The organism is Nonomuraea sp. NPDC001831 (assembly GCF_042892035.1).
Classification (GTDB): Bacteria; Actinomycetota; Actinomycetes; order Streptosporangiales; family Streptosporangiaceae; genus Nonomuraea.
In genome coordinates, this window is sequence record NZ_JBIATU010000009.1 from 232,819 (window position 1) to 256,671 (window position 23,853).

Genomic DNA, 23,853 nt, shown 5'->3' on the forward strand with positions numbered 1-23,853 from the left:
GTGCCGATGCCGGTCGAACAGTGATGATCAAATCAGATCGCCGGTGAATGGGGGCGCCTGGCCGGACACCGGTACGGCATCGTTTGTTCCGCTGTGCCGGCCGGTGCGGCGGTGCCGCACCAAGATCGCACTAAGATCGCGTCCCGTGTCTTCGGAACATTTATGGCGGTTTATCAGGATCGGATTAGTAAGTCTGATTCTTCTGACGGCGGTCGCGGGTCTGGTGCTCGGCGACACCTGGCTCTGGGTGGCCGCCGAGTGGTCGCCGCCGACCTTCGGCGAGCTGGACACGGCCGACGGGTCCGACGCCTCGGTCGGTCTGACGCTGTTCGGGGCCGCCCTGGTGAAGGCGGCGCTCCTGTGGCTGATTCTGCGCACCCCGGAACGGGGGTCGCTGGACCGCGCGGAGAGGGCGCTGCGCCGGCTGTTGTACCTGGCGGTGGCCCACGCGCTCGTGTTGTGGTACCCGCTGGCGCTGCTCCCGGACGCGGTCGATGCGGCGTTCACGCTCGTTCTGTGGGCCGCGATCGACGTCCTCTACCTGCTCGTCATCCGGTGGCGGTCCGGCCTGTTGCGCGGGGCGGCCGGAGTGCTGTTCGCGGTGGAGCTGGCCGGGGCGGCCGACGACCTGCTCGACGACCTCGACCTCCCGGAGCTCGGACCGGGCGGCGTCATCCAGGTGGTCCTGATCGGGGGCGGAGTGCTGGCGACCCTCGTCACCGTCCTCGGGCAGTGGCGTGACGGCCGCTGGAGCCGCGGCACGCTGATCGCCGGGGTGGCGTCGGTGGGCGGTTACGCGCTGGCGATCCCGTTCAACCTCCTCGTCGCAGGACCCTACGGCGGCGGTCTGGCGATGGTGATCGCGATGGACGCGACAGGGCTCCTCACCACCGTGTGGATCGCGGCCACCGCTCGTGAGCTGCCTGCCGAGGGCCGCCCGGCGGATCTTCAGCCCGTCCGGCGGCGCGGGTTCCGCGTCGCGGTGGCGGCCGTCGCCGTGCTGTCGCCCGTCGTACTGATCAATCCGGAGCAGGACGCGCGCCTGACCTACACCGCCGGGTCGGCGGAGTGCTACGACCGGCCCAGCTTCGGTGACGTGAATCCCGCGGACCGCGACGCCGTGTTCCTGTGCCGGGCGCGGAGCACGGACGGCGCGACTCCGCCCATGTTCCCCGACACCACGTCCGACCAGGCGGTCCTCGCGTACGGACGGGCGCTGTGCCGCGCGAAGGACGCCGGCGAGCAGGAGGCGATCCTGACGCGGGCCGGCAGCGCCCGGGCCGCCTGGCGGGTGGCCCCCGAGGAGCTCGTCTACCTCTGCCCGGAGATCATCGGCGCCACCCGCCCCGACCTGCTGCGGTCGACGGCGGAGGAGGCGGCGGCGAACGCGGCCCGCCTCGCCGGAGAGAACGCGAAGTGCCGGGACCCGTGGCCCCGGACGAAGGGCGTCGTCCAGGCCACGGCCAAGTACTTCCTGTTCGTCGACGGCGATCCGGGATACCTGGTCCAGGACGGCGAGGGCGAGGCGGCCATGGAGGAGGCGGAGCTGGCGACGGCCCGGTCCTACGAAGACGGCGCCCTCATCGGGGTGGCCGGCAGCACGGCGCTCATCGGGCACGTCGAGGACGTCGTCGATCTGTGCCTCACGGTGAAGGCCTTCCGCGCCGCGCCGCCGCTGCGGACCGCCGGGTGGGATCAGGTCCACGAGGTGCCGATCGTCAGCCGCGGCGGCCGGCTCGCGGTGCCCGAGATGGGCGACGGCGGTGACGTGGGCGCGGGCGCCCCGATGCCGAACCTGGCGATCGCCGGGAAGGGCCGCTACCGGCTCCGTGTCCACGTGCGGATCGGCGAGGCGGGGGAGGAGCACCTGGTCGTCGTGTTCCCGGGCGCGTCGAGGAAGAGGCTGAAGCTGAAGTCCTGATCCGAGGCCGGACGCGCCGGTGCTGGTCAGCGGCAAGGAGCGGATGCGGCACGGGCCGGCGAGGAACGCGCTCCGATCGCCAGGCCGATGTGCACTGACTGCGACTTCTCCGTAACGGCCGCGAAGTATTGTGGTGGAGGTGCCCGGGGTAAGGGCTCTTAAGCCGAAGGGGCTGCGCAGTCCGCGAACGGAGAGCCACCTGCCATGCGAAATCGCACGTTGCGGATCCCCGCCACCGCGGCCGCCGTCCAGGAAGCCATCGACCAGGCGACGGCGGGAGAGGTCGTCCTGCTGGAGCAGGACGGCCGCCTCGTGGCCGCGGTGGTGCCCTACGAGGTGGCCGCCGCCGGCGTCGACCTGCTCAACGAGGCTCAGGACGCCGCCGACCGGCGGTCGGGGCTGAGGCTGATCGCGGAGCTCGAAAGCGGCATGGAGACGATGCGGCTCGGCGACCTGCGCCGTGAGCTGGCCTCATGAAGGGCTACTACGAGATCCAGCTCTCGTCGGCGGCGGTGCGGCAGATCCGTGCCGTGCACGCCGCGGAGCCGATGGCCGCCACGTTCGTCCTCGACTGCCTGGAGTATCTCTCCACCGACCTCGACTCGGGCCTGCTGCGCACGATCGACAAGGAGGCGGGGCTGCTGAAGGCGGAGATGGGTGACTTCGAGGCCCTGTGCTGGGTGCGGCACGAGGAGATGAGCCTGGTGATCCTCACCGTCTCACGGAGTCGTCACCCAGCGTGACGCCGCGCCGTCGTTCGCCCGGACGGCGAAGTCGCGGACGTCCCGCATCCGCCGCGTGCTGACCGGCTCGGCGTAGATGTAGGGGCACATGTCCGACCGGGTCATCTTCGATCGCTGGTAGAGCGAGAAGTCGCACCAGGCGTAGTCGTGCCGGGTGAGCTGCTCGATCACCTCCTGCCTGATGCGTTCGCCGTACATGGAGTCGTGCATCTCGATCAGCAGCGCCGGTTGGTGGTGGGCGATTGTCTCCGCCGCGCCCGCCAGCGCCTTCCCCTCATGTCCCTCGATGTCCATCTTGACCAGCCGGATCCGCTCCCGGGACCGGGAGGCCATGACGTCGATCGGCAGGCCGTCCGCCTCGCCGAGGAACGCGCCGTACCCCTCCTCGCCGTGGTGGAGCGCGGACGTGAGGCAGTCGGCGGGGACGGTCGCCGGCTCGCCGGCGGCGAGCGTACGCGTGCAGGGGCCGGCGGTGACGTCGTAGGGGTCCCAGAGCCGCAGCCGTGCTCCGGAGTCGTGCGCGGCCACCGGGTGCACGTCGACGTTGCCGATCTCGTTGAGCCGCAGATTGAGGTGCAGCGCGCTCAGCGCGACCGGGTTCGGCTCGACGGCGACGACCTTCGTGAAGGCCCTGGCCATGCGTAAGGCGTAGTGGCCGACGTGGGCGCCGACGTCGAGGAAGGCCGAACCGGGCTCGGCGAAGGACTGCAGGAGGCGCCAGATGTCCTGCTCGTGCGGCCCCGGGCCGACGCGGTCACCGCTGGCGGGCCGGAGGGCCCAGGTGAGTCCGTCGCGCTGGGAGAGGGAAGGCGTCGTCGACATCAGGACTCCCGGGGAGGTGTTCCGCGCTCACCCACGTGTGATCGTTCTCGCGTCGGAGGAGATCCAGCTGCGGTGCGGGTAGTAGCTCCTGAGCTCCCGCATGCGGGAGGAGTCCGTGAAGAAGACGAACTCCAGGTTGGCGCGCCGCAGCATGCTGTGTTTCGACTCCTCGCCCAGCAGGCCCCCGACCAGCGGCACCGCGTTGACCGCCACTTCGGTGAGCGTCGACAGGCCGGTCATCGCGAACCGTTCGGCGACCTTCGCCAGGCCGGGCATCTTCCTGCGCAGGAAGATGCCGAGCTTCGTGGGCTTGACCGCCAGATGAGGACGCGTGGCCCGGATGTGGTCGCAGATGCGCTGCCAGTAGTCGGCGGCGCAGTCGGCCAGGGCGGCGGCCAGCACGTCGTCGGCGTCGCGGGCGTTCGAGACCTCGAGGTAGGACTGGATCTCGAACAGCTCCCTGGCCTGTTCGCGCAGTTCGAGTATCTCCTCGAAACGCAGCATGGCCAGCAGGTCGGGCGGCGGGCCTTCGACCATCCGATAGGCCGTCTCGACGAGCTCCCGCATGTCGAGCTGGGGGTCCGGCCCGCCGTGCGCGGGCCGCTCATCGGCGAGGACGGCCTCGGCGAGGCCGGTGGCGTCCCCGGAGTTCCAGTCCGAGCCCATGATGCGCGCGTTGAACGCGCGGGCGTGCGCGGTCTCGTCGAAGAGGCCGTGGATCTGGATCAGCTCGCTGCTCACCGGCAGTCCGGAGTCGTGGAGCAGCGCGAAGATGGGGGTGTGGGAGAACCGGGGCCTCGACAGGATGTCGTCGTACCGTCGTCTCAGTTCGATCGGCTGCGCTGCCAGCAGGCCGGTCAGCACCGAGCCGGGTGAGCTGGCGGCCTCGCGGACCTGCCGCATGAAGTCGTCCTTGGCGGTGACATAGTCGTAGCGGACGACGACGGAACCGTCCCCGGCGAGAACGCCGTCCAGTTCCCTGATCATGCGGTCGCGGGCGGCCGAGACCGGCGAGACGACCCATCCCTTCCCGTCGGGGCTGTTCCGCTTCCAGCTGTCCAGGACCTCGGCGAGAGAGTCGCAGGGATCGAGCCGGTCCTCCTGGTAGAGGTAGTTGTGGGCGCGGAGGCCGACCGCGACGACGCCTCCCGCGACGAGGTCTCTGAGCAGGCGGTAGAAGTTGTTCTCCCGCAGGTCGGACCTGCTGAAGTCGCCCACGACCCGGGGGTTGTCCACCAGCTGCGTGTCATGCACGTAGACCCGCTCGTTGAACAGCGCCCCGAACACCAGCAGGGCCCGTAGCTGCATGGTGGACGTGATGCCGGCCCAGATCGGTTCCAAGGCGGCGAATTGCGACGTGGCGCGCAAGGCGTTGATGGAGCGGGAGTCATCGCGCTTCATCTCTTCGAGATACCACCCTTCGGTCGCCACCCCTAAGGGAAGCACAGCCGGGTACCGCAGGGAAGGTCGTCATGGATAGTGGGTCGGCCGGGGGTCCCGGGTCGTACGATCCGCTTGGTTGCTCGTGGCGTCTCCTTGGGAAAGGGGCCGGTTGTGGCATCGCTCGAAGAGGCCGTGGAGTCCAGGGATCATCTCGTCGCCGTCTGGAGCGAGCTGGTACGGGACCGAGGCGGCCGGACCGGCACGGACGACGGCGTCGTGCACATGTGGGCCGACAGCCCCTTCGGCTTCTGGAACACCCTGACCCTGGCCGGTACGGGCATCCCCGCGGACGCGCTCGGCGAGCGGCTCGCGCGGGCGGCGTCCTTCATGAGGGGCAGGGCCGCAGGCGGATATGTGTGGATCTTCGAGGATCTGTTGAGCCCTCAGGCTCGGGAGAGCCTGTTCCGGCGGGCGGCCGAGGCCGGGCTGGAGCCGGCGTTCTCGGGCCGGGGCATGGCGGGCGACCTGTCCGTGCCCGATCCGGTTCATCCGGACCTGGAGTTCCGGCGGGTGGAGAACGAGGAGCACCTCGCCGCGTACGGCGACATCAACGCACGCGCCTACGGCATGACGCCCGAGGCGGGCAGGCTCGCCCTGGCCGGTTCCGAACTGTGGCGGCGCGACGTGCACGCCTACCTCGGGTACCGCGACGGACGGCCGGTGACCTGCGCCGCCACCGTCGCCGGGCCTCGTTCGATCTTCCTGGCGCTGGTCGCCACCCTGCCGGAGGAGATGCGCAAGGGGTACGGCGAGGCCGTCACCCGCAAGGCGATCCACGAAGGCGGCAGGCGCAGCGGGCACCGGCGGCTGGTCCTGCACGCCACGCCGGCCGGGCAGCCGGTCTACGAACGCATCGGCTGCCGAGCCAACACGGCGATCCACTTCCTCCAACTCGCCGGGCATGCCTACATCGGATGATCACGGGTAGCGCTGTGCGACCACCCCAGCCACAGAAGTGGAGCACGGCATGATCACTCTCATTCTGCTCATCCTCGCCCTGGCCTGCTTCGTCCTGTCCGCCTTCAACATCGGCGGCGCGCGCGTCAACCTGCTCGCCCTCGGGCTGGCCCTCTGGGTGCTCAGCGAGATCATCCCGAAGCTCGGCCAGCTCTGACCCCCAGCGCCTGAGACCACCCCCTACGGGCAGGAACACGCACATGGACGCCCTCACCATCGTCGCTCTGCTGGCACTCCTCGCCGGAATCCTGATCGCCCTCACCCAGAGGGTGTGGCCCATCGCGTTGTTGTGCGGCGGGTTGTTCATGTCCGTGCTGGCGGACGCCGGTCTCATCGTCACGTAGGCGAAGGAGACCGGCCGCCCGGCCCGTTCAGCAGTAGGTGATGCCCGTGACGGTGAACGGGATGTTGTGGTACGGCGTGTACTCCGACCGCTGGCCGGGGGAGACGCAGGGGCCGACCTCGGGCCACGAGCCCACGGTGGGGTCCGGATGGGTGACGCGGATGACCACGGCGTAGTTGCCGGAGCCGCCGCTGCAGTACGCCCAGGCGGTCTTGCCGTCCCGGCCGGTGGTGCAGCCGGTGGGGGAGGCGTGCGCGGGGGAGGCGGCGCCGAGGAGGGCGACGGTGGTGAGGACGGTCGCGAGGGAGAGGGTCACGTGCTTTCTCGCGCGCATGTGCTGACCTCCAGAGGGTCGTCAGGCAGTGCACTCTTAGGAAAGCTTCTTAAGAGAAAGTAACCGCACCGTTCCCGCCGTCAAGCCCCTGTCCGGCCGCCGGGACGCCGCCGTCAGCGGGGACGCGGGCCCTTCTTCCTGCGGCTCGCCGGCGCGGCGCGGCGACCGGCGCGGTTCTGGGCGGCGGGCTTGGGGGGCTGACGTCGTGCCTGCTTCTCCTGAGGGGCGGCGGGAGCGCGGCCCCGGGAGCTGTTGACCGTGCGGCCGCGCACGATGCCGATGAAGTCCTCCACCAGGTCGGTGGTCGCGTCGGTGGGCCAGGCCAGGGCGACCTGGGACTGGGGCGCGTCCGTGACCGGGCGGTAGGTGAGGTCTCTGCGGTGGTGGAGGCGGGCCAGTGACTGGGGGACCAGGAGCAGGCCGGTGCCGGCGGCCACCATCTCGACCGCCTCGGCCGTGGTGGCGGGACGGGTGAAGGCCGGTTGCCCGGGCCGCGACGCCCACTCGATGGCGTCGTCGAGGGGATGGAAGATCTCCTCGTCGGCCAGGTCGGCCAGGGTCACCTCGTCGGCGGCGGCCACGGCGTGGTCCTTCGGCGTCACGACCACCGTGGTCTCGACGTAGAGGGGGATCGCGCTCAGGCCCTCGCGGTCGATCGGGAGCCGGACGAACGCGGCGTCGGCCCCGCCGCTGCGCAGGAGGGCCAGCGCCTCGGGGGTGGGGGCCGTGACCAGCGTGAGGGGCACGTCGGGCAGCCTCTCGGCCCAGACGCCGGCCCACTTGGCGGGGGTCACGCCGGGCGCGTACGCCAGCCGGAAGTCTTCGCCGCTCTCGTCAGTCACGTCCTCAGGGTATCGATGTCGGGGACGCTGTCCCGACTGGCTAGGCTTGGGGGCATGACCTCGTCCAAACCGAAGAGCATCCAGACGATGAAGCCCGAGACGGCGGCCAAGAAGCTGGGTGTCCTTCTCTCGGCCACGCCCGCGGAGTTCCAGGCGGGCGTCGTCTCCAGGGACGAGCTGAACGAGCTGCAGGCCAAGCCGCCCGCCTGGCTCGCCGACCTGCGCCGGAACGGGCCGCACCCCAAGCAGGTCGTCGCGGCCAAGCTCGGGGTCTCCATCTCGGGGCTGCTCAGGGCCGGGATCACCGAGCCGCTCACGACCGCCGAGATCGACGCGCTGAAGGCGGAGAACCCCGACTGGCTGGAGCGGGAGCGCACCGTCCAGGCCGAGGCCCGCAAGGAAGCCCTCCGGCTCAAGCAGCGTTAGCCGCCGCCTCTCGGACATGACGGCGCGGCCCGCCGGCGGGCGGGCCGCGCGTCACCGCCCGGTCAGGCGCGTGCCAGGTCGGGGATGCTGGACAGGCCGTGTGCGAGGTCGTCGTCCGTCGGCTCGTCGTCGGGCAGCAGCCCGGCCTGGAACATCTCGTAGGCGGCCAGGTCGAAGTGGCCGTGTCCGGACAGCGCGATGAGGATCGCCTTCGACTGGCCCTGCTCGCGGCAGCGCAGCGCCTCGTCGATGGCGGCCCGCACCGCGTGCGCCGACTCGGGCGCGGGCACGATGCCCTCCTCGCGGGCGAACAGCACGCCGGCCTCGAAGCAGGCGGTCTGCCGCACCGCGACCGCCTCCATCAGCCCGTTCTCGACGGCCCGGCTGATCAGCGGCGAGATGTCGTGGGCGCGCAGGCCGCCGGCGTGCACGGGCGGCGGCACGAACTTGTGGCCCAGCGTGTGCATCCGCGACAGCGGGGTGAGCCGGGCCGCGTCGGAGTGGTCGTAGGCGATGCGGCCACGGGTCAGGGTGGGGCAGGCGACCGGTTCGGCGGCGACGAGCCGGATCTCGCGCCCGCGGCGCAGCTTGTCCCGCAGGAACGGGAAGCACATCCCGGCCAGGGTGCTGCCGCCGCCGCAGGGGCCGACCACGATGTCCGGGTAGTCCTCGGCGAGCTCCATCTGGAGCATCGCCTCCTGGCCGATGACGGTCTGGTGGGCGCACACGTGGTTGAGCGAGCTGCCGCGGGTGTAGCCCAGGTCGGGGTTGGCGTAGGCGACCTCCAGGGCCTCGGACTTGGCGATGCCGAGGCTGCCGGGGTGGTCGGGGTCCTCGGCCAGCACGGCCCGTCCGGCCGCGGTCAGCGGGCTGGGGCTGGAGTTGCAGACCGCGCCGTACGCCTCCATGAGGGCTCGGCGGTACGGCTTCTGCCGGTAGCTGACGCCCACCATGAACACCTGCGCGCTCAGCCCGAACATGGCCGCGGCCGAGGCGATCGAGCTGCCCCACTGGCCCGCGCCGGTCTCGGTGACCAGCCCCGTCTTGCCGATCTGCTTGTTGTAGTACGCCTGCGGCACCGCCGAGTTGGGCTTGAGACTGCCGACCGGCGAGACGCCCTCGTACTTGTAGTAGATGCGGGCGGGGGTGTCCAGGGCGCGTTCGAGGCGGCGCGCCCGGTAGAGCGGGGTGGGCCGCCACTGGCGGTAGATGTCGCGCACCGGGCCGGGGATCTCGAACTCCGGCTCGGTGCTGAGCTCCTGGTCCACCAGGGGCTCGGCGATCGTCCTGCACAGCTCGGCCCGGGTGATGGCCGCGCCGGTGGCCGGGTCGAGGATGGGGGCCGGCTCGCCGAAGTCCGCGGCGATGTTCAGCCACGTGTACGGGATGTCGTCCTCGTTCAGGGTGTATTTGACGGTCTCGTTCAACGGATACCTCTCATCAGGACTTCGTCGAGGGATGTCAGACGCCCGCTTCCGCGGTCAGCGAGCCCTTCACGGTCTGGTCCCGGCCGCCCAGCAGCCCGGGGTGGGACGTCCTGAAGCCCTCCAGGACGAGCTCGTAGGGGAAGTCGTCGAACTCGCCGTGCCAGTGCAGGAACTCCATGTGCCGCCGGCCTGACTCGTCGTGCGGGTGGTAGACGCTGTCGGCGGTGCCGTCGAACTCCAGGGGCTTCAGGCGGTACAACCGGCACAACATCTTGTTGAACACGGGGGTGGCCTTCACCCAGCGGCCTGCGAGCTGGACGGAGACCAGGCCGTGGAAGCGGAACACGTCGCCGCCGACGAGCTCCTTGAGCCGTCCGGAGGCCAGGTGGTTGCGCACGTCGGCGAACACCAGCCGGGACGGGATGCCGAGCGCGCGGGCGGCGGCGGCGTACACCACCGACTTGTGCAGGCAGAAGCCGCTGCCGCGGGCGATGATCGTGCTGGCCCGCAGGCCGTCGCGGGACATGTCGATGTCGTAGACGTCGTACAGGATGGTGTCGCGCACCTTGTAGTACAGGCGTACGGCCTGCTCGGTGGGCGTGGTGGCGCCCTCGACGGCTCCTTCGGCGAACTCGCGCACCACGGGGTGGCCGGCGTCCAGGAACTTCGTCGCGGCCAGGTCAGCGGCCAGGTCAGCGGCCAGGTCAGCGGCCAGGTCAGCGGTCATGTGTGTGACTCCTTGAGGCCGAGCATCCGGGCGATGCGGATCCGTTGCATCTCCGAGGTGCCGGAGTAGATGGTGCCGCCGACCGCGTCCCGGAGCTCCTTCTCCAGCCCGGTCCCGGTCAGGTAGCCGCTGCCGCCGAAGATCTGGATCGCGGCCAGCGCCGACCTGACGTTCGCCTCGCTGGTGACCACCTTGGCGATCGCGATGTCGGTGGCGACGTCCCGGCCGGCGGCGAAGCCGCGCGCGGCGTCGTACAACCAGCGGCGGGCGGTCTCCACGCCGATCTTCATGTCCACGATCTGGCCGGCGACCAGCTGGAACGAGCCGATCGGCCGGCCGAACTGGCGGCGCCGGGAGGCGTGCTCGACGCAGCGGTCCAGCCGGTGCCGCATCGCGCCGGCCTGGACGATGAAGGAGCACAGGATCTCCCACCGCATCACGTGCTCCAGCACGGTGAAGCCCATCCCGGGCCGGCCCACCACGTTGGCGGCCGGGACCCGGCAGTCGCGCAGCGTCAGCTCGCCGAGCGGGGACGTGCGCAACCCCATCTTGGGCACGTCCGGGCCGGTCAGCAGGCCCGGGGTGTCCCGTTCGACCAGGAAGGCGGTCAGGCCGAAGGGGCCCAGGTCGCGGTCGGTCACCGCGTAGACCACGATCAGGTCGGCGACCGGGCCGTTGGTCACGAACACCTTGTCGCCGTCGAGGATCCAGTCGTCGCCGTCGGGTTTGGCGGTCATGCCCATGCCCAGCACGTCGGAGCCGCCCCCGGGGTCGGTGATCGCGTGCGCGGTGATCGTCGTGCCGTCGCAGATGCCGGGCAGGTGGCGGGCCTTCAGCTCGGGGCTGCCGAAGCGTTGCAGCGGGATCCCGGCGCTCACGATCTGCGTGCAGAGCGAGAAGCACAGCCCGCCGTCCCGGCAGCCCTCGCCGAGGCCCTCCAGGACGTACATGGTGCTGAGCAGGTCCAGGCCGCGGCCGCCCCATTCGGGGGAGAACGGCAGGCGCAGCAGCCCGGAGGCGCGCACCTGCTCCCACTTGTGCGCCGGCAGGCCGGCGGTCCGGTCGGCGTCGCGGTCGGCGTCCAGGTGGCCTTCGCCCAGCACCTCGTACCAGTCCGCGAACTCGGCCCTGAGCTCGCGGTGTGTGTCGCTCCACTCGTCCATGGGTGACCAGATCCGTCAGTAGTGGGAGAACTCAGCCTCAGCGAGCTGGTGGCGCTCGTCGCCCTGCAGCGCGGGGGAGAAGACGCAGATCAGCCGCAGGTCCTCGCCCGCGTCGGCGATCAGGTGGTGCGGGTCGTTCTGGTCGAGCGCGTACATGGTGCCCGGCTCCAGGACGTGCTGGCGGCCGTCGGCGTCGATCACGGCCCCGCGCCCGCTGATGCAGTAGCACGCCTCCAGGTGCTTGCGGTACTGGAGGGGGGAGCTGGTGCCGGCCCAGACGATCGTGTCGGTGAGCGAGTAGCCCATGCCGTCGCGCTCGACCAGGAAGCGGTGGCTCAGGCCGTTCCCCCACTCGACCGGCGTCACGTCAGAGATCTTGCGGATGATCATTGCAGTGTCCGTTCTGCTGGTGCTGATAATGCTTTTCCGACGAATTCACGAATGGCGGCCACGGTCCGGAAGTTCTCCGGGGCGATGTCCAGCTCGTCCACCGGGACGTCGAACCGGTCCTTGATCCAGCCGATGAGCTTCAACAGGCCCAGACTGCTGATGACCCCGTTGCGGAAAAGGTCGTAGTCCGCCTCGAGTTCGTCGGGCGGAGTATCGGGAAGATACTCGGTCACCACGAATTCTTTAATCTGGTGTGTGATGTCCACGAAAGGCAGCATCACACGCGCGCGCACGCGGACGCATCTCCGAGAATGCGCGTGCCCGCAATAGGCTTTTGCGTGTCAGCCGATGCGCTTTCTGTCCACCTTTCCGGTCGAGGTGCGCGGGAACGGCTGCTCGACCAGCCTGATGGCGGACGGGATCGCGGCCCGCGGCAGCCGCATCGCGCAGTGCGTGCGCAGGCGCAGCCCCGACAGCCGCCCCGGCCCCGTCCCGCGGACGAACGCGGTGAGCCGCGTCTCGGCGCCGTCCACGGCCGGGACGACGGCCGCCTCCAGGACGTCGTCGTGCTCCAGCAGCACCCGCTCGATCTGCTCCAGGTTCACCCGGATGCCGCGCACCTTGAGCTGGAAGTCGTCCCGGCCGACGAGGAACAGCCGGCCGGCGGCGTCCCGGCGGACCAGGTCGCCGGTGCGGAAGAAGCGGCGGCCGTCCGGCCCGGTCACGAACCTGCCGGTGGCCGCCGCCGGGTCGGGGGTCACGTACCCCTCGGTCTGGAAGGGCGTCCAGACCAGGAGCTCGGTGCCGCCGTCGTCCGGCGGGACGGGGGCCAGATCAGGCCCGAAGGCCACGACGACGCCGGGCAGCGGGCGGCCGATCGGCAGCGGGGCGGGCCCGGCCGCCTCGGCGGCGTCGAACTCGTGCCAGAAGCTGTCGTTGGTCTCGGTGCAGCCGTAGACGTTGTGCAGCCGGGCGCGCGGGAACCGGCGCGGCAGGCCGGCGCGCAGCAGGACCGGCGCGTGGTCGCCGGTGACGATGACGTGCCGCACGCCGGGGAAGACGCCCTCCTCCAGCAGCTGGTACAGCATGGGCACGCCCTGGACGACGGTGACCCCGCAGGCGGCGAAGAAGTCGCAGACGTAGCGGGGGTTGGCGGCCAGCGCCGGGTCGACCAGGGCGACGCAGCCGCCGTGCCGCAGGGTGGCCCACACGTCCAGCAGGCACAGGTCGAAGTTGAGCGGCGCGTAGTTGAACACCACCTCGCCGGGGCCGAGGCCGAACGCGTCGCCGGCCCATTCGGTGAACCGCGCCACCGCGCCCGCCGACAGCGGGACGATCTTCGGGGTGCCGGTCGAGCCGGACGTGGTCAGCATGAACGCGGTGTCCTGACCGGCGACCGCCACCGGCTCGGGGACCTCCGGCCCGCCGGGGTGCTCACCGTCGGGCCCGCCGATCACGGCGGTGACCACGTCGGGGTGTTCGGCGGCGTCCTCGGGCGTGGCGGCCAGCACCTCGACGCAGCCCGCCCGCGCGCACAACTCGCCGAGCGCGACCGTGCCGAGGTCGATCGGCGGCAGCAGCAGCGGACGCCCGGCCGCCAGGCAGCCGAGCACGAGCGCGACCGCCTGCGGCGACTTACGGGCGAGCACCGCCACCGGGCCCGCTGGAAATGCGTTCAGTTCTTTCTGGGCCCGTCCGGCCATGGTGGCCAGTTCGGCGTAGCTGACTTTTTCCGTCCTGGTGCGCAGCGCCGGTGCCGATGGTTCTCTCTCGGCGTGCGCGATGAAATCGCGGAGCAGTTCTGTGGTCATCGGAAGGTCACCCATCGATTTCTTGGTTACCGGATACCAATGATTTTGTTCGATGTGCGACCGCGGAATCGGGAATGCGGGTTTCAGCTAATTGCCCGGGTCCGGCAGCTTCCTGCAACGCCTCGACCACGAGAACGGGTCAGGACCGTACTTCCAGTTCTTCGGCCCGCTCCGGCGGGCCGGCCGCCGGGGCGGGCGGCTCCTCCTCGGCGCGGGTGGCCAGCACGCAGCCGCCCAGGATCAGCGCGAACGAGACGACGATCAGGGCGGTCAGCGGCTCGTCCAGGATCAGCACCCCGGCGACGATCGCCACCGCCGGGTTCATGTACGTCGACACCAGCGCCCGCGACGGCCCGGCCTCCTTGATCAGCTCCACGAACACCACGAACGCCAGCCCGGTGCAGACCACGCCGAGGCCGCCCAGCGCCGCCAGTACCTGCCAGCTGGGCATGGCGGACGGCCAGGTCCAGATCGCGGCGGGCGTGTAGACCAGCGCGGCCAGGGTGAGGCAGGCGGCGGTCAGCGGGATGGTGGGCAGGTCCCGCAGGTACCGGTCGGCGACGAGCGGGGCGATCGAGTAGCAGAGCGCGGTCAGCAGCACCTCGCCCATCGCCCAGGCGTCCCCGCCGCCCAGGTGCGGCCCGGCCAGCACGGCGACGCCGGCCAGGCCGATCACCAGCCCGGTCCAGCGGGCCCTGCCGAGCCGTTCGCTGCCGCCGCTCAGGCGGGCCAGCGCCACGCCGAGGATGGGGGCCGCGGCGATCAGCAGGCCGCTGGTCGAGCTGGTCAGCCGCCGTTCGGCGTCCGACAGCAGCCACCAGGGCGCCAGGATCTCCAGGCAGGCGAACGCGAAGACCGGCCGCCAGTACCGCCGGACCATCGCCAGCTGCCCGCCGCGGATCGCCAGCGGCAGCAGCAGCGCGGCGCCGATCGCGGTGCGCGCGAAGACCAGCACGGGCACCGGCACGCCGCCGACCGCGACCTTGATGAGGAGGTAGGGGATGCCCCAGATCACGGACATCAGGGCGAACAGCACCCAGCCACGGCGGCTCACATGCGTCTCCTTGGGGTCGAGATGGACGGCCTGCTCATGAAATGTCTGCTCATGTACGGTCTGCCTGCTCATGGACGGTCTGCTCAGGCGGAGGGCGGGGGAGCAGCCGGAGGGGCGGGAGCGGCGCCGGGGATGCGGGCCGGCGGCCTGCGGAAGACCGACGGCGAATCCATGAAAATCCTCCAGCCTATTCGCTGCCGCGCGACAATTCCCGCACGAAAGCAATTCTTCCCGAGAATCGCACGGCGTCCGTGTCGCGGCTTCTTTCAACGTGCTCTTTCAGTGGACAATCGGCTCGGCGCCAAGGGATGCTGGACGCGCGACCGGAGTGCCGCCGATCGGTGTCCTCGCAGGTCAGTCGCTCGCAGGTCGGTCGCTCGCAAGTCAGTCGCGAAATCACCGGCCCTCGCCGGACGGCGCCGGGCCGTTGGTCCCGCCACGCCAAGCCGTGCACTGTCACCCTGAAACGGAGGGAAACCACCCATGACCGATAAATCCCCCAATCCCGCGCTCCGGCAGCTCGACGTGCTCATCGGCACCTGGCGGGTCAGCAACGTCGAGGACGGCAAGGCGACCGACGCCGGCACCGTGCGCTTCGAATGGCTGGAGGGCGGCAACTTCCTCGTCCAGCACGTCGACCTGGCCGACACGAAGGCCGTGGAGTACATCGGCTACGACGAGGAGAGCAAGACCCTCAAGTCGCACCTGTTCGGCCAGTCCGCCGAGATCCTCAAGTACACCTGGGAGGTCAGCGGCGACACGCTGACCATCTGGTACGGCGACCAGGGCTCGCCCGCCCGCTTCGTCGGCAAGTTCAGCGAGGACGGCAACACCAACACCGGCGCCTGGGAGTGGCCCGGCGGCGGCTACCAGTCCACGATGACCCGGGTCTGACCCCGTTCGGCGCGCCGGCCCGGCGGCGAGGTCGCCGGGCTGCGGCCGGACGCGATCTGGCAGAACCTTGTCAAGGATGACCGAAAAGTCCGTAAGATACGGGCCCTAATGGTACGGATGTGACTTGGGGGCCCTGACGTGACGCTGCTGTCCCGGCGAAATCTTCTCAAATCCGGCGCGATCGCTGTTCCTGCCGCGATCCTCGCACCCGGCACGGCGGCCCAGGCGGCTCGGGCGGCGCGGCCCATGCCCGGGGTCGAGATGTCGGGCGTCGCGCCCGCCTCGCTGGCCGGTTTCGACAACCTGTTGAAGAAGTTCGTGCTGGACCGGCGGATCACCGCCGCGCAGCTCGCCATCATGAAGAGCGGCAAGATCGTGCTGGCCCGGGGCTACCGCTACAACGACTTCTCCCGGGCGCTGCCCGCCGTCTCGCCGACGTCGTTGTTCCGGATCGCCAGCCTGAGCAAGAACATCACCTCCGCCGCGATCATGCGGCTGGTGCAGGACGGCAAGCTCAGCCTGTCGGCCAACGTCACCCAGCTCCTCGGGCTCACCCCGCTCGACGAGCGCATGGGCCAGGTCACCGTGCTGCGCCTCATGCAGCACCTCGGCGGCTGGGACCGCGGCGTCTCCAAGGACCCGCTCTGGCTGGACCACACCATCTCCGCCGCGCTCGACGTGCCGCTGCCGATCAGCCACGCCGACATCGTCAAGTACGCCACCGCCCGGCGGCTCGACTTCGACCCCGGCAGCAAGATGGTCTACAGCAACTACGGCTACCTGCTGCTGGGCCGGGTGATCGAGAAGGTCTCCGGCATGTCGTACGAGTCGTACGTCACGACCAAGCTGCTCCAGCCGCTCGGCATCACCCGCATGCGGCTCGGTCGCAGCCTGCGGAGCGAGGCCGCGCCCGGCGAGGTCGCCTACGAGTCGCAGTACACCAACAAGTCGGTGGTGGACGCCTCCGGCGCCGTCGTCCCCTACCAGTACGGCGGCTTCAACATGCCCAACCAGGACGCCAACGGCGGCTGGCTCGCCTCCGCCGTCGACCTGGTCCGCTGGACCCTCGCCTTCGACCGGCCCGGCACGGTGCTGAGCTCGGCCTCGATCGCCAAGCTGGTCGCCAAGCCGGAGATCGGCGTCAACCAGTACGGATCCTGGTACGGCGGCGGCTGGTGGGTGCGCCAGGTCACCGGCCACCTCAACACCTGGCACGACGGCTCGATGCCCGGCACGTACTCCTACCTGGCCCGCCTGCAGAACGGCTTCAGCTACGCGGTCGTGTTCAACCGCAGGGAGGAGACCGGGTCGCTCGACTTCGACGCGCTCGACGACGACATGAACAAGGTCACCGTCTCCTCCTGGCCCACGACGGACCTGACCTCCCGCTACTTCTGAGGACGCCGCGAGGGCAGGGAAACCCCTACGGCTGAGCACATCGCGAGCTTCAGGTGCTCATTTCACCGACTGGAGCTCCTTCAGGTAGTCCTTCAGCGGCTTGAGACCCACCTCCGCGCGCCGTTCGTCGACCCGCGCCTCGTCCTCGATCGGGGTGCGGGGCCGCCATCGGCCCTCGGGAGTGGTCTCCCACTGCGTCCCGTACACCTGGGGCTTCTTCTCCGCCACCCGCACCCGGTCCACCAGGTAGGCCAGGTCGGACGGGTCGGCGTCGCCGTCGTCCACCGCCCGCCGCATCATCTCCAGGCCCCGGCGCTGGAAGGCCAGGTCGCGGTCGGCGTGCTGGACGAGCGCCCAGGCCGCCTGCGCGCCGTCCTTGCCGACCAGTTCGTACCCCGGCCAGCCGTAGGCGTCGAGGATCTGCCGCATACGCTCGATCATCCCTCCGTCCGTCCCGGGACGCGAGGGATGGCCGCTCACATCCGGATACGCGCGTAGGCGTGCAGCGCGTCCTACATCCGGGTGCGTGCGTACGCCTGCAGCGCGTCGCGGACGAACCTCGCCCCGGCGGCGTCGTCGTACATGGCGGCGAAGCGGGGGTCGTCGACGTACATGTCGCCGAGGCAGCTCACCATCTCGATCGAACGCTCCCGGTCGCCCTCGGCCGTCGGCGTGCCCGGGATCTGGCTCAGCCACCGCACGTGCCGGGCGGCCAGCGACTGGGCGCGGTCGGAGGTGGGCGAGGCCCCGGCCTGCGCTGCGGCGACCCACGCGGCGACCAGGTCCTCGGCCGCCCGCTTCCAGGCCCGCTGCTGGTCGAGCGTCTTGCCGTGCCACCAGTCGTTGCTCACCTGGAACGCGCGCTCGCCCCAGCGTGCGATCACGTCGTCCTTGTAGTGGTCGTTGAAGCCGGCCAGCATGACGTCCATCCGCGGTTCCGCCCCCGCCAGCAGGGCGTCCAGCGTGTGTCGCACGGACCTGATCTGCCGGTCGATGCGATCGCGCTCCTCCTCCAGCGCGGCGATGTGGGCACGCAGCCCGTCGGCCGCGTCCACCTCCTCGGCCAGCACCTCGGCGATGGCCGGCAGACCCATGCCGAGCCGGCGCAGGAGCAGGATCCGCTGCAGCCGCAGGACCGCGGCGGAGTCGTAGCGGCGGTGACCGTTCGCGCCCACGCGGGACGGGGTCAGGAGCCCGACGCTGTCGTAGTGCCGCAGGGTGCGGCTGCTGACGCCGGCCCTGGCCGCCAGCTCCTGGATCGTCCACTCCATCGTTCCAGTGTCACCCGCGGCGGAGCGTGGTCGCGATGATCTCCGCGCTGTCGGCGTGCAGGGCCTGCGCCGCCGTCTGGCCCGTCGCCGCCAGGTAGGCGTCGACCAGCCGGTTGCCCGCGGCGTACCCGGCGCCCATCGGCAGGCCCACCGGGGTGACGCCGAGGTGCTCGGCCCCGGGGTCGCCGTGCACCCAGGCGGTGAAGTTCTCCATGCCCGTCACGTCGAGGCCGGTGAGCACCTTGGCGAAGACCGCGTCGTCGTGCAGGTGCGGCACGCCGATGCGGGCATAGCCGAGCTCGTCGCCGTAGAGCTGGCGGGCGAAGGCGTCGGCCAGGCCCTCGCCGACGATGTGCTCGCCGACCGTGACGGTCATCGGGTCCCACACCACTCCGCCCGGGCTCCATCGCAGGTTGTGGTGGAGCTCGTGCACGGCGGTGGCCTCCAGCCGCTCCACGTTCTCGGGGAAGGGCCACAACGTGATGGCGATGTTGCCCGAGATGCCGCCGAACCCGGTCAGCCCCTTGCAGGGCCCCATGAAATGCTCGTCAGCCGGGTCGCCGAGCACGAACAGCACGGTGATGTCCGGCACCTCCAGCCCCGGCGTCGCCTCCAGCAGCACGGCGAGAGCGTCGTCGAGCGCGCGCTGCATCCGCTCCCAGGCGCCGGCCGCCTCCAGGGTGTCCAGCGCGTCGAGGCAACGCTCCTCGTCCCGGTCGATGGGGAACCCGGACGTCTGGAGATGCACGGACACCAGATCGACCTCGCCCGGGTAGTAGCGGTACATGCCGGCGTTGGGCTCCAGCATCGAACGCAGCAGGCCGGGCCGGTCCGCCATCGGGGCCAGCAGGATCCGCCGCATGGCGGAGCAGGTGTCAAGAACGGTGATCGACATGGCCCCGATGCTAAAAGTTGACGCAACGTCAACGTCAAACCAGCGCGATCCGGCTTTCGCGACTGCTCAGAAGGGGAGTCGGGCATTACTGCTGATCCTTGGGAGCCAAACGGGGAGCCACTGGCTCTACCTGGCCTGCGGCTTGAAGATCTTGTCCATCACGACCGCGACGAAATTGCCGCCGCCCGCGCGGGGATGGTCGCGAGGCGCGGGGGCAGGCAAGGGAACGTTCTGAGGCGCTTGCATCATGGCCAGAATCGCCAAGTGACGCCGGTCGGGGGCCGCGGAGGCGACGTCGTCGCGCCCCCGGCCTCCACCTCGAAGGAGAACGCATGGATCATGACACCGATCTGTGGAATCGGCTCGCCGCGCACGGCATCGACTTCGAGACCCCCTTCCGCGGCGTCTGGTGCGAAAGGCTCACCGTCGAGCAGGCGGCGCACCGGCTGGGCGCCGACCCGGACACCGCCCGGCCCGGCGTCATCCGGGAGATCGTGACGGGCGAGTATCGCGGTCAAGAGGGCGGAGTCGTCTGGATCGGCGATTACGCCCCCGGCTGGATCCTGGCGATCCAGCTCGACGGGAACCGGCTCTGGGAGTGGGACGCCTGGGCGCGGCTCTCCGGCGAGAAGGGCAGACTGCTCAGCCTCGGCTGGCCACTGCACGACCTCGATGGTGTGGAAGACCTCCAGTACCTGGTCGGCGGGGAACTAGTCACCTCCCTGGTCGTCGGCGATCCCGAGGAGCGGGACGGTAGCGATCCCGACGCGCTCGACGACTACCTCGACGGCCTGTCCTTCTTCGGCGACACCGCGTACGCGGAGGTCACCTCGGCCCTGCGCCTCATCGGCCGGATCACCGGCAGGGAGATCGACGACGCGTGGCTCGGCGGCACGCACACCCGCTATGCCATCAGGGAGAGCTCCGGCTAAGTGCACCCCCGCTGGGAGGCGTACCTGATGCGCGCCTTCCCCTCGATCCAGGCCCACCAGGAGCAGGAGGAGGCCGCGCCCGCGCGGGGATGGCTCCGAGGCGCGGGGGCAGGCAAGGGAGAGTTCTGAGGCGCTCGCATCATGGCTGCCCTTGTGCATGCTCCGGCCAACGAATCGGCCGCAGAGCAGTGGCGGACGAATCGCCAGCTCGTTCAGGTCCTCGGACACGCTGGGGACGGGCAACGGACAGCGGTTCGGGAGCCAGGGGAGGGAGCCAAGCCCGCCGACCAAGACCGACATCACGAGACCGGCAGTGACGATGAGCAGGTGGAAGGCTCCCCGTTCGACTCCTTCGGACCATGTCGCCCCCTTTTCCCCTGCCGCAACGTCAACGTCGAACCGAGTTTTGCCGCGTGGCGGAATCCGGCCAGACTGGGCCGGACAGTTCGAAGGAGAACCTGATGGCCAAATACCTGCTGCTCAAGCACTACCGGGGCGCGCCGGCGGCGGTCAACGACGTGCCGATGGGCCAGTGGACGCCGGAGGAGGTCGCGGCCCACGTCCAGTACATGCGGGACTTCGCCGCCCGGCTGCAGGAGAGCGGTGAGTTCGTCGACAGTCAGGGGCTCTCGCCCGAGGGCACGTTCGTCCGCTACGACGGCGAGGGGCGGCCGCCGGTCACCGACGGCCCGTTCGCCGAGACCAAGGACCTGATCGCCGGGTGGATGGTGATCGACGTCGCGAGCTACGAACGGGCGCTGCAGCTGGCCGGTGAGCTGTCCGCGGCTCCGGGCGCGGGCGGCGAGCCGATCCACGAGTGGCTGGAGGTGCGCCCGTTCCTGCCCGGTACGCATCTGGTGGACGAGTGAACGAGTCGTTTCCTGGCCGGGACGCATCTGGTGGACGAGTGGACGAGGCGCTGCTGCGGGAGCTGGTGCCCGCGGTGATCGGTGTCGTCGTCCGCCGCGGCGCGGACTTCGCGGCGGCCGAGGACGCCGTCCAGGACGCCCTGACCGAGGCCGTGCGCGTGTGGCCGGACGACCCGCCCCGCGACCCCAAGGGCTGGCTGGTCACCGTGGCCTGGCGCAAGTTCCTCGACGCCGCCCGCGCCGACGCCTCCCGGCGGCACCGCGAGACCCGCGTCGACAGCGAGCCCGCGCCGGCCCCCGGGGAGGCGGTGGACGACACGCTCCAGCTGTACTTCCTGTGCGCGCACCCGTCCCTGACGCCGGCCTCGGCCGTCGCGCTCACGCTGCGCGCGGTCGGCGGGCTGACCACGCGTCAGATCGCGCAGGCGTACCTGGTGCCGGAGGCGACCATGGCGCAGCGGATCAGCCGGGCCAAGCGCACCGTCTCCGGCGTGCGGTTCAACCAGCCCGGCGACGTCGCGACCGTGCTGCGCGTGCTGTACCTGGTCTTCAACGAGGGCTACTCCGGCGACGTCGACCTCGCCGCCGAGGCAATCCGGCTGACCCGGCTGCTCGCGGCGAAGATCAAGCACGAGGAGGTCGCGGGCCTGCTCGCCCTCATGCTGCTGCACCACGCCCGGCGTCCGGCCCGCACCGCTCCCGACGGGAGCCTCGTGCCCCTCGCCGAGCAGGACCGCGGCCTGTGGGACACCCGCCTGATCGCCGAGGGCGTCGACGTGCTCCAGGCGGCCCTCGCCCGCGAGCGGGTGGGCGAGTTCCAGGCCCAGGCCGCCATCGCCGCGCTGCACGCCGACGCCCCGACGGCCGGGGAGACCGACTGGGCGCAGATCGTCGAGTGGTACGACGAGCTGGTGCGCCTCACCGGCAGCCCGGTGGCCCGCCTCAACCGGGCCGTCGCCGTCGGCGAGGCCGACGGCCCGCACGCCGGGCTGGCCGCCCTGGCCGAGCTCGACCCGGCCCTGCCCCGCCACGCCGCCGTCGCGGCCTACCTGCACGAACGCGCCGGGGACCCGGACACCGCGGCACGGCTCTACACCGAGGCCGCCCGATCGGCGCCCACTCTCCCCGAACGCGACCATCTCACCCGTCAGGCGGCCCGGCTGGGCGGGGCGTGAAGGTCCGGGCCTGACGTCGTCCGGCTGCGCGGGGCGTGAGGGGCTGGGCCTGACGTCGTCCGGTTGCGCGGGGCGTGAAGGTCCGGGCCTGGGGTCGTCCGGCTTCGGGCTGCCGGATCCTCAGCCTCCGGTGACGACGAGCACCAGCCCCGACGCGACCAGCCCCACCTCGACCACCACCACGAACGCGCCGGCGGGCAGCCGATCGACGATCTTCTTGCCCGTCCAGGCCCCGGCCGCGCTCGCCGGCGCCAGCGCCAGCCCGGTGGCGACGCCGGACGTGGTGAGCACGGCGGCCGCGCCGAAGACGACCAGCTTGGTCAGGTGCATCACCACCGCCGCCGCGGCCTCCGTGCCGATGTAGGCGCCGCGCAGCAGGCCGCGGGCCAGGAAGAACGGCGCGACCATCGGCCCCATGGAGCCGACCAGCGCCGAACCGAACCCGGACACGGCTCCGACGGCCGCGAACGCCGCGTCGTCCAGCCGGACGCCATGCGGCCGCCTGCGTCGCCAGACCACCATGACCAGCAGGAACACTCCGATGACCCGGGTCAGCGCGGCCAGCGGGGCGGCGGCGAACACCAGCGCGCCGGCCGCTGCGGCGGGCACCGCCCCCGCCGCGAAAACGCCCACCAGACGGCGGTCGACCTCGTCCCGGTTGAACCACACCCGGCTGCCGTTGCCGGCGAGCTGCGCGACGGTCAGCACCGCGACCGCGTCCCGGGTGCCGAGGACCGCGACGAACACCGGCAGCAGCAGCACCCCGCCGCCGAACCCGGCCACCGCCGACAGCGTCGCGGTGGCAAACGTCGCCGCCACCATGACGACCACGACCAGGACGGTGTTCACGCCCCTCACCTCTCTCCGGGGATGCGCGGCCTGTCATTCACCGGGCGCGGAGCAGCAGGAGCAGCCGGGGGCGGGTCCGTCCGCCTGCTCCTCAGGGCCGGTCGGGACGGCGCAACAGGCGTCGCCGCGCCAGGCTTCGCGGCCTTCCTTGACCGCGACGGCCGCGATCACCAGCGCGGCGACCGGGTCGGCCCAGGACCAGCCGAACAGGCTGTTGAGCGCCAGCCCCACCAGCAGCACGCCGGACAGGTAGGTGCACAGCAGGGTCTGCTTGGAGTCGGCCACCGCGGAGGCGGAGCCGAGCTCGCGTCCCGCACGGCGCTGCGCACGGGACAGGAACGGCATGATCACCAGCGACGACGCCGCAAGGATCAGTCCGGGCGTCGAATGCTCGGCCTCGCCCACCCCCAGCAGCGTGCGGACGGCGTCGAAGGTGACGTAGGCGGCCAGCGCGAAGAAGGAGATCGCGATGACGCGCAGTGCGGTCCGCTCCCGCCTTTCATGGTCGGCCGCGGAGAACTGCCAGGCCACCGCGGCGGCCGAGGCGACCTCCACCACCGAGTCCAGGCCGAACCCGACCAGCGCGGCGGAGGAGGCCCGGGTGCCGGCGGTGACGGCCACCACCGCCTCGATCACGTTGTAGGTGATGGTGGCCGCGACCAGCAGGCGGATGCGGCGCCGCAGGGCCGTCCGGCGCGCCGGGGTGGTGACGTGGGCGGTGGTCACGACACCGGCTCCTCTGCGACCCCGGCGGGGGTAGGACGCAGCGTCACGGCGTGCCCGGTGGCGGCCAGCAGCTGCTCGGCGGAGGCGAGCAGGTCCATCAGCTCGGGACGGGTCAGGGAGTAGAACGACTGGCGGCCCTCGGCGCGGTAGTCGATCAGGCCGCAGTCGCGCAGGCAGGCCAGATGCTTGGACACCGTGGACTGGGCCAGGCCGAGCTGGGTGGTCAGGTCGACCACGCGGGCCTCGCCGCGGGCCAGGCGCTGGACGATGCGCAGCCGGGTCTCGTCGGCCAGGGAGTGGAACAGCGCGGCCGCGGGGGAGATGCCGGCGGCGATGTCGGCACTGACGCAACGGCCGCCTTCAGGATCAATCGCCATACGGCGATGTTAGCCCGAATCCGGCATCTATGGTGAAACGCGGTGCTCGCCCGGCGCCTTTCGG

The 23,853-nt window shown here is 71.1% G+C and carries 30 protein-coding genes; 13 read left to right on the forward strand and 17 right to left on the reverse strand.

From position 1 onward, the window contains the following. The first annotated feature begins 223 nt into the window (after positions 1–223). From ACFYYW_RS28420 to ACFYYW_RS28430, 3 genes are all read left to right on the forward strand, one after another. Positions 224–1,921, forward strand: coding sequence for a hypothetical protein (locus tag ACFYYW_RS28420; protein WP_387652866.1), 1,698 nt, complete (start codon positions 224–226; stop codon positions 1,919–1,921). Between the two features lie 204 nt (positions 1,922–2,125). Beyond that, on the forward strand, positions 2,126–2,398 hold the full coding sequence (locus tag ACFYYW_RS28425; protein WP_364414849.1) for a hypothetical protein: 273 nt from the start codon (positions 2,126–2,128) through the stop codon (positions 2,396–2,398). After that, positions 2,395–2,664, forward strand: a complete 270-nt coding sequence (locus tag ACFYYW_RS28430; protein WP_352323195.1) for a hypothetical protein — start codon at positions 2,395–2,397, stop codon at positions 2,662–2,664. Before ACFYYW_RS28425 ends, ACFYYW_RS28430 begins: the two co-directional genes overlap by 4 nt. On the opposite strand, the gene ACFYYW_RS28435 is transcribed toward ACFYYW_RS28430, so the two are convergent. Next, a complete protein-coding gene (locus ACFYYW_RS28435) occupies positions 2,641–3,486 on the reverse strand; it encodes an FkbM family methyltransferase (protein WP_387652868.1) in 846 nt (281 codons plus the stop codon). The genes ACFYYW_RS28430 and ACFYYW_RS28435 overlap by 24 nt on opposite strands. Before the next feature lie 27 nt (positions 3,487–3,513). Next, positions 3,514–4,827, reverse strand: coding sequence for a hypothetical protein (locus ACFYYW_RS28440; protein WP_387652870.1), 1,314 nt, complete (start codon positions 4,825–4,827; stop codon positions 3,514–3,516). Between the two features lie 213 nt (positions 4,828–5,040). Between ACFYYW_RS28440 and ACFYYW_RS28445 the strand changes: the two genes are divergently transcribed. From ACFYYW_RS28445 to ACFYYW_RS28455, 3 genes are read left to right on the forward strand one after another with little or no spacing between them, the layout of a single operon-like run. Continuing rightward, positions 5,041–5,847, forward strand: coding sequence for a GNAT family N-acetyltransferase (locus ACFYYW_RS28445; protein WP_387652872.1), 807 nt, complete (start codon positions 5,041–5,043; stop codon positions 5,845–5,847). A gap of 49 nt (positions 5,848–5,896) precedes the next feature. Then, positions 5,897–6,043, forward strand: a complete 147-nt coding sequence (locus ACFYYW_RS28450; protein WP_352323191.1) for a hypothetical protein — start codon at positions 5,897–5,899, stop codon at positions 6,041–6,043. Between the two features lie 43 nt (positions 6,044–6,086). Then, the gene (locus tag ACFYYW_RS28455) at positions 6,087–6,230 is read left to right on the forward strand and encodes a hypothetical protein (RefSeq protein WP_352323190.1); all 144 of its coding nucleotides are present in this window, start codon (positions 6,087–6,089) and stop codon (positions 6,228–6,230) included. A gap of 27 nt (positions 6,231–6,257) precedes the next feature. Here ACFYYW_RS28455 and ACFYYW_RS28460 read toward each other — a convergent pair whose 3' ends face one another. Continuing rightward, positions 6,258–6,563, reverse strand: coding sequence for a hypothetical protein (locus ACFYYW_RS28460; protein ID WP_352323189.1), 306 nt, complete (start codon positions 6,561–6,563; stop codon positions 6,258–6,260). 113 nt (positions 6,564–6,676) lie between these two features. Then, positions 6,677–7,405, reverse strand: coding sequence for a LysR family substrate-binding domain-containing protein (locus tag ACFYYW_RS28465; protein ID WP_387652875.1), 729 nt, complete (start codon positions 7,403–7,405; stop codon positions 6,677–6,679). A gap of 54 nt (positions 7,406–7,459) precedes the next feature. Here ACFYYW_RS28465 and ACFYYW_RS28470 point away from each other — a divergent pair, with 54 nt between their 5' ends. Continuing rightward, positions 7,460–7,831 (forward strand): DUF5997 family protein, encoded by a 372-nt coding sequence (locus tag ACFYYW_RS28470; RefSeq protein ID WP_352323187.1) that lies wholly within the window; start codon positions 7,460–7,462, stop codon positions 7,829–7,831. A gap of 62 nt (positions 7,832–7,893) precedes the next feature. On the opposite strand, the gene ACFYYW_RS28475 is transcribed toward ACFYYW_RS28470, so the two are convergent. From ACFYYW_RS28475 to ACFYYW_RS28505, 7 genes are all read right to left on the reverse strand, one after another. Then, complete coding sequence (locus ACFYYW_RS28475; protein WP_352323186.1) at positions 7,894–9,258, reverse strand: TrpB-like pyridoxal phosphate-dependent enzyme; 1,365 nt, start codon at positions 9,256–9,258, stop codon at positions 7,894–7,896. A gap of 34 nt (positions 9,259–9,292) precedes the next feature. Continuing rightward, a complete protein-coding gene (locus ACFYYW_RS28480; RefSeq protein ID WP_387652878.1) occupies positions 9,293–9,985 on the reverse strand; it encodes a transglutaminase family protein in 693 nt (230 codons plus the stop codon). Then, positions 9,982–11,148 carry an acyl-CoA dehydrogenase family protein gene (locus tag ACFYYW_RS28485; RefSeq protein ID WP_352323184.1) on the reverse strand — a complete coding sequence of 389 codons (1,167 nt, stop codon included), beginning with the start codon at positions 11,146–11,148 and terminating at the stop codon, positions 9,982–9,984. Before ACFYYW_RS28485 ends, ACFYYW_RS28480 begins: the two co-directional genes overlap by 4 nt. A 15-nt stretch (positions 11,149–11,163) precedes the next feature. Continuing rightward, a complete protein-coding gene (locus tag ACFYYW_RS28490; RefSeq protein ID WP_387652880.1) occupies positions 11,164–11,538 on the reverse strand; it encodes an ectoine synthase in 375 nt (124 codons plus the stop codon). After that, a complete protein-coding gene (locus tag ACFYYW_RS28495; protein WP_352323182.1) occupies positions 11,535–11,804 on the reverse strand; it encodes an acyl carrier protein in 270 nt (89 codons plus the stop codon). Before ACFYYW_RS28495 ends, ACFYYW_RS28490 begins: the two co-directional genes overlap by 4 nt. A 75-nt stretch (positions 11,805–11,879) precedes the next feature. Next, entirely contained in the window at positions 11,880–13,349 is a 1,470-nt protein-coding gene (locus ACFYYW_RS28500) for an AMP-binding protein (protein ID WP_387652882.1), read from the reverse strand. 139 nt (positions 13,350–13,488) lie between these two features. After that, positions 13,489–14,475 carry a DMT family transporter gene (locus ACFYYW_RS28505; protein ID WP_387652884.1) on the reverse strand — a complete coding sequence of 329 codons (987 nt, stop codon included), beginning with the start codon at positions 14,473–14,475 and terminating at the stop codon, positions 13,489–13,491. Positions 14,476–14,886: 411 nt separating this feature from the next. Here ACFYYW_RS28505 and ACFYYW_RS28510 point away from each other — a divergent pair, with 411 nt between their 5' ends. Then, positions 14,887–15,297: a hypothetical protein gene (locus ACFYYW_RS28510; RefSeq protein WP_352323179.1), complete on the forward strand. Its 411-nt coding sequence runs from the start codon at positions 14,887–14,889 to the stop codon at positions 15,295–15,297. A 246-nt stretch (positions 15,298–15,543) separates the two neighbouring features. Next, positions 15,544–16,695, forward strand: a complete 1,152-nt coding sequence (locus ACFYYW_RS28515; RefSeq protein WP_387652886.1) for a serine hydrolase domain-containing protein — start codon at positions 15,544–15,546, stop codon at positions 16,693–16,695. Positions 16,696–16,752: 57 nt separating this feature from the next. Here the strand turns inward: ACFYYW_RS28515 and ACFYYW_RS28520 are convergent, their stop codons facing one another. Genes ACFYYW_RS28520 through ACFYYW_RS28530 form a run of 3 tightly spaced genes read right to left on the reverse strand, consistent with a single transcriptional unit; the run spans position 16,753 to position 18,861 of the window. Next, positions 16,753–17,175 (reverse strand): DUF6624 domain-containing protein, encoded by a 423-nt coding sequence (locus ACFYYW_RS28520; protein ID WP_387652888.1) that lies wholly within the window; start codon positions 17,173–17,175, stop codon positions 16,753–16,755. Between the two features lie 32 nt (positions 17,176–17,207). Further along, positions 17,208–17,966 (reverse strand): MerR family transcriptional regulator, encoded by a 759-nt coding sequence (locus ACFYYW_RS28525; protein ID WP_387652890.1) that lies wholly within the window; start codon positions 17,964–17,966, stop codon positions 17,208–17,210. A 10-nt stretch (positions 17,967–17,976) separates the two neighbouring features. Then, entirely contained in the window at positions 17,977–18,861 is an 885-nt protein-coding gene (locus ACFYYW_RS28530) for a DUF2268 domain-containing protein (protein ID WP_387652892.1), read from the reverse strand. Between the two features lie 332 nt (positions 18,862–19,193). Here ACFYYW_RS28530 and ACFYYW_RS28535 point away from each other — a divergent pair, with 332 nt between their 5' ends. The 4 genes from ACFYYW_RS28535 to ACFYYW_RS28550 all read left to right on the forward strand — a co-directional run bounded on the left by ACFYYW_RS28535 (position 19,194) and on the right by ACFYYW_RS28550 (position 21,837). Continuing rightward, positions 19,194–19,793, forward strand: a complete 600-nt coding sequence (locus ACFYYW_RS28535) for a hypothetical protein (protein ID WP_387652894.1) — start codon at positions 19,194–19,196, stop codon at positions 19,791–19,793. After that, the gene (locus ACFYYW_RS28540) at positions 19,794–19,922 is read left to right on the forward strand and encodes a hypothetical protein (protein ID WP_387652896.1); all 129 of its coding nucleotides are present in this window, start codon (positions 19,794–19,796) and stop codon (positions 19,920–19,922) included. Positions 19,923–20,254: 332 nt separating this feature from the next. Continuing rightward, positions 20,255–20,662, forward strand: coding sequence for a YciI family protein (locus ACFYYW_RS28545; protein WP_387652898.1), 408 nt, complete (start codon positions 20,255–20,257; stop codon positions 20,660–20,662). Positions 20,663–20,700: 38 nt separating this feature from the next. Continuing rightward, positions 20,701–21,837 (forward strand): RNA polymerase sigma factor, encoded by a 1,137-nt coding sequence (locus ACFYYW_RS28550; RefSeq protein ID WP_387652900.1) that lies wholly within the window; start codon positions 20,701–20,703, stop codon positions 21,835–21,837. A gap of 120 nt (positions 21,838–21,957) precedes the next feature. Here the strand turns inward: ACFYYW_RS28550 and ACFYYW_RS28555 are convergent, their stop codons facing one another. The 3 genes from ACFYYW_RS28555 to ACFYYW_RS28565 are packed head-to-tail and all read right to left on the reverse strand — an operon-like array spanning position 21,958 to position 23,789. Then, positions 21,958–22,686 (reverse strand): TSUP family transporter, encoded by a 729-nt coding sequence (locus tag ACFYYW_RS28555; RefSeq protein ID WP_387652902.1) that lies wholly within the window; start codon positions 22,684–22,686, stop codon positions 21,958–21,960. 33 nt (positions 22,687–22,719) lie between these two features. Beyond that, positions 22,720–23,412, reverse strand: coding sequence for a cation transporter (locus tag ACFYYW_RS28560; RefSeq protein ID WP_387652904.1), 693 nt, complete (start codon positions 23,410–23,412; stop codon positions 22,720–22,722). Then, positions 23,409–23,789, reverse strand: a complete 381-nt coding sequence (locus tag ACFYYW_RS28565) for an ArsR/SmtB family transcription factor (protein WP_387652906.1) — start codon at positions 23,787–23,789, stop codon at positions 23,409–23,411. The genes ACFYYW_RS28560 and ACFYYW_RS28565 overlap by 4 nt, the downstream gene beginning before the upstream one ends. Between the last annotated feature and the right edge of the window lie 64 nt (positions 23,790–23,853).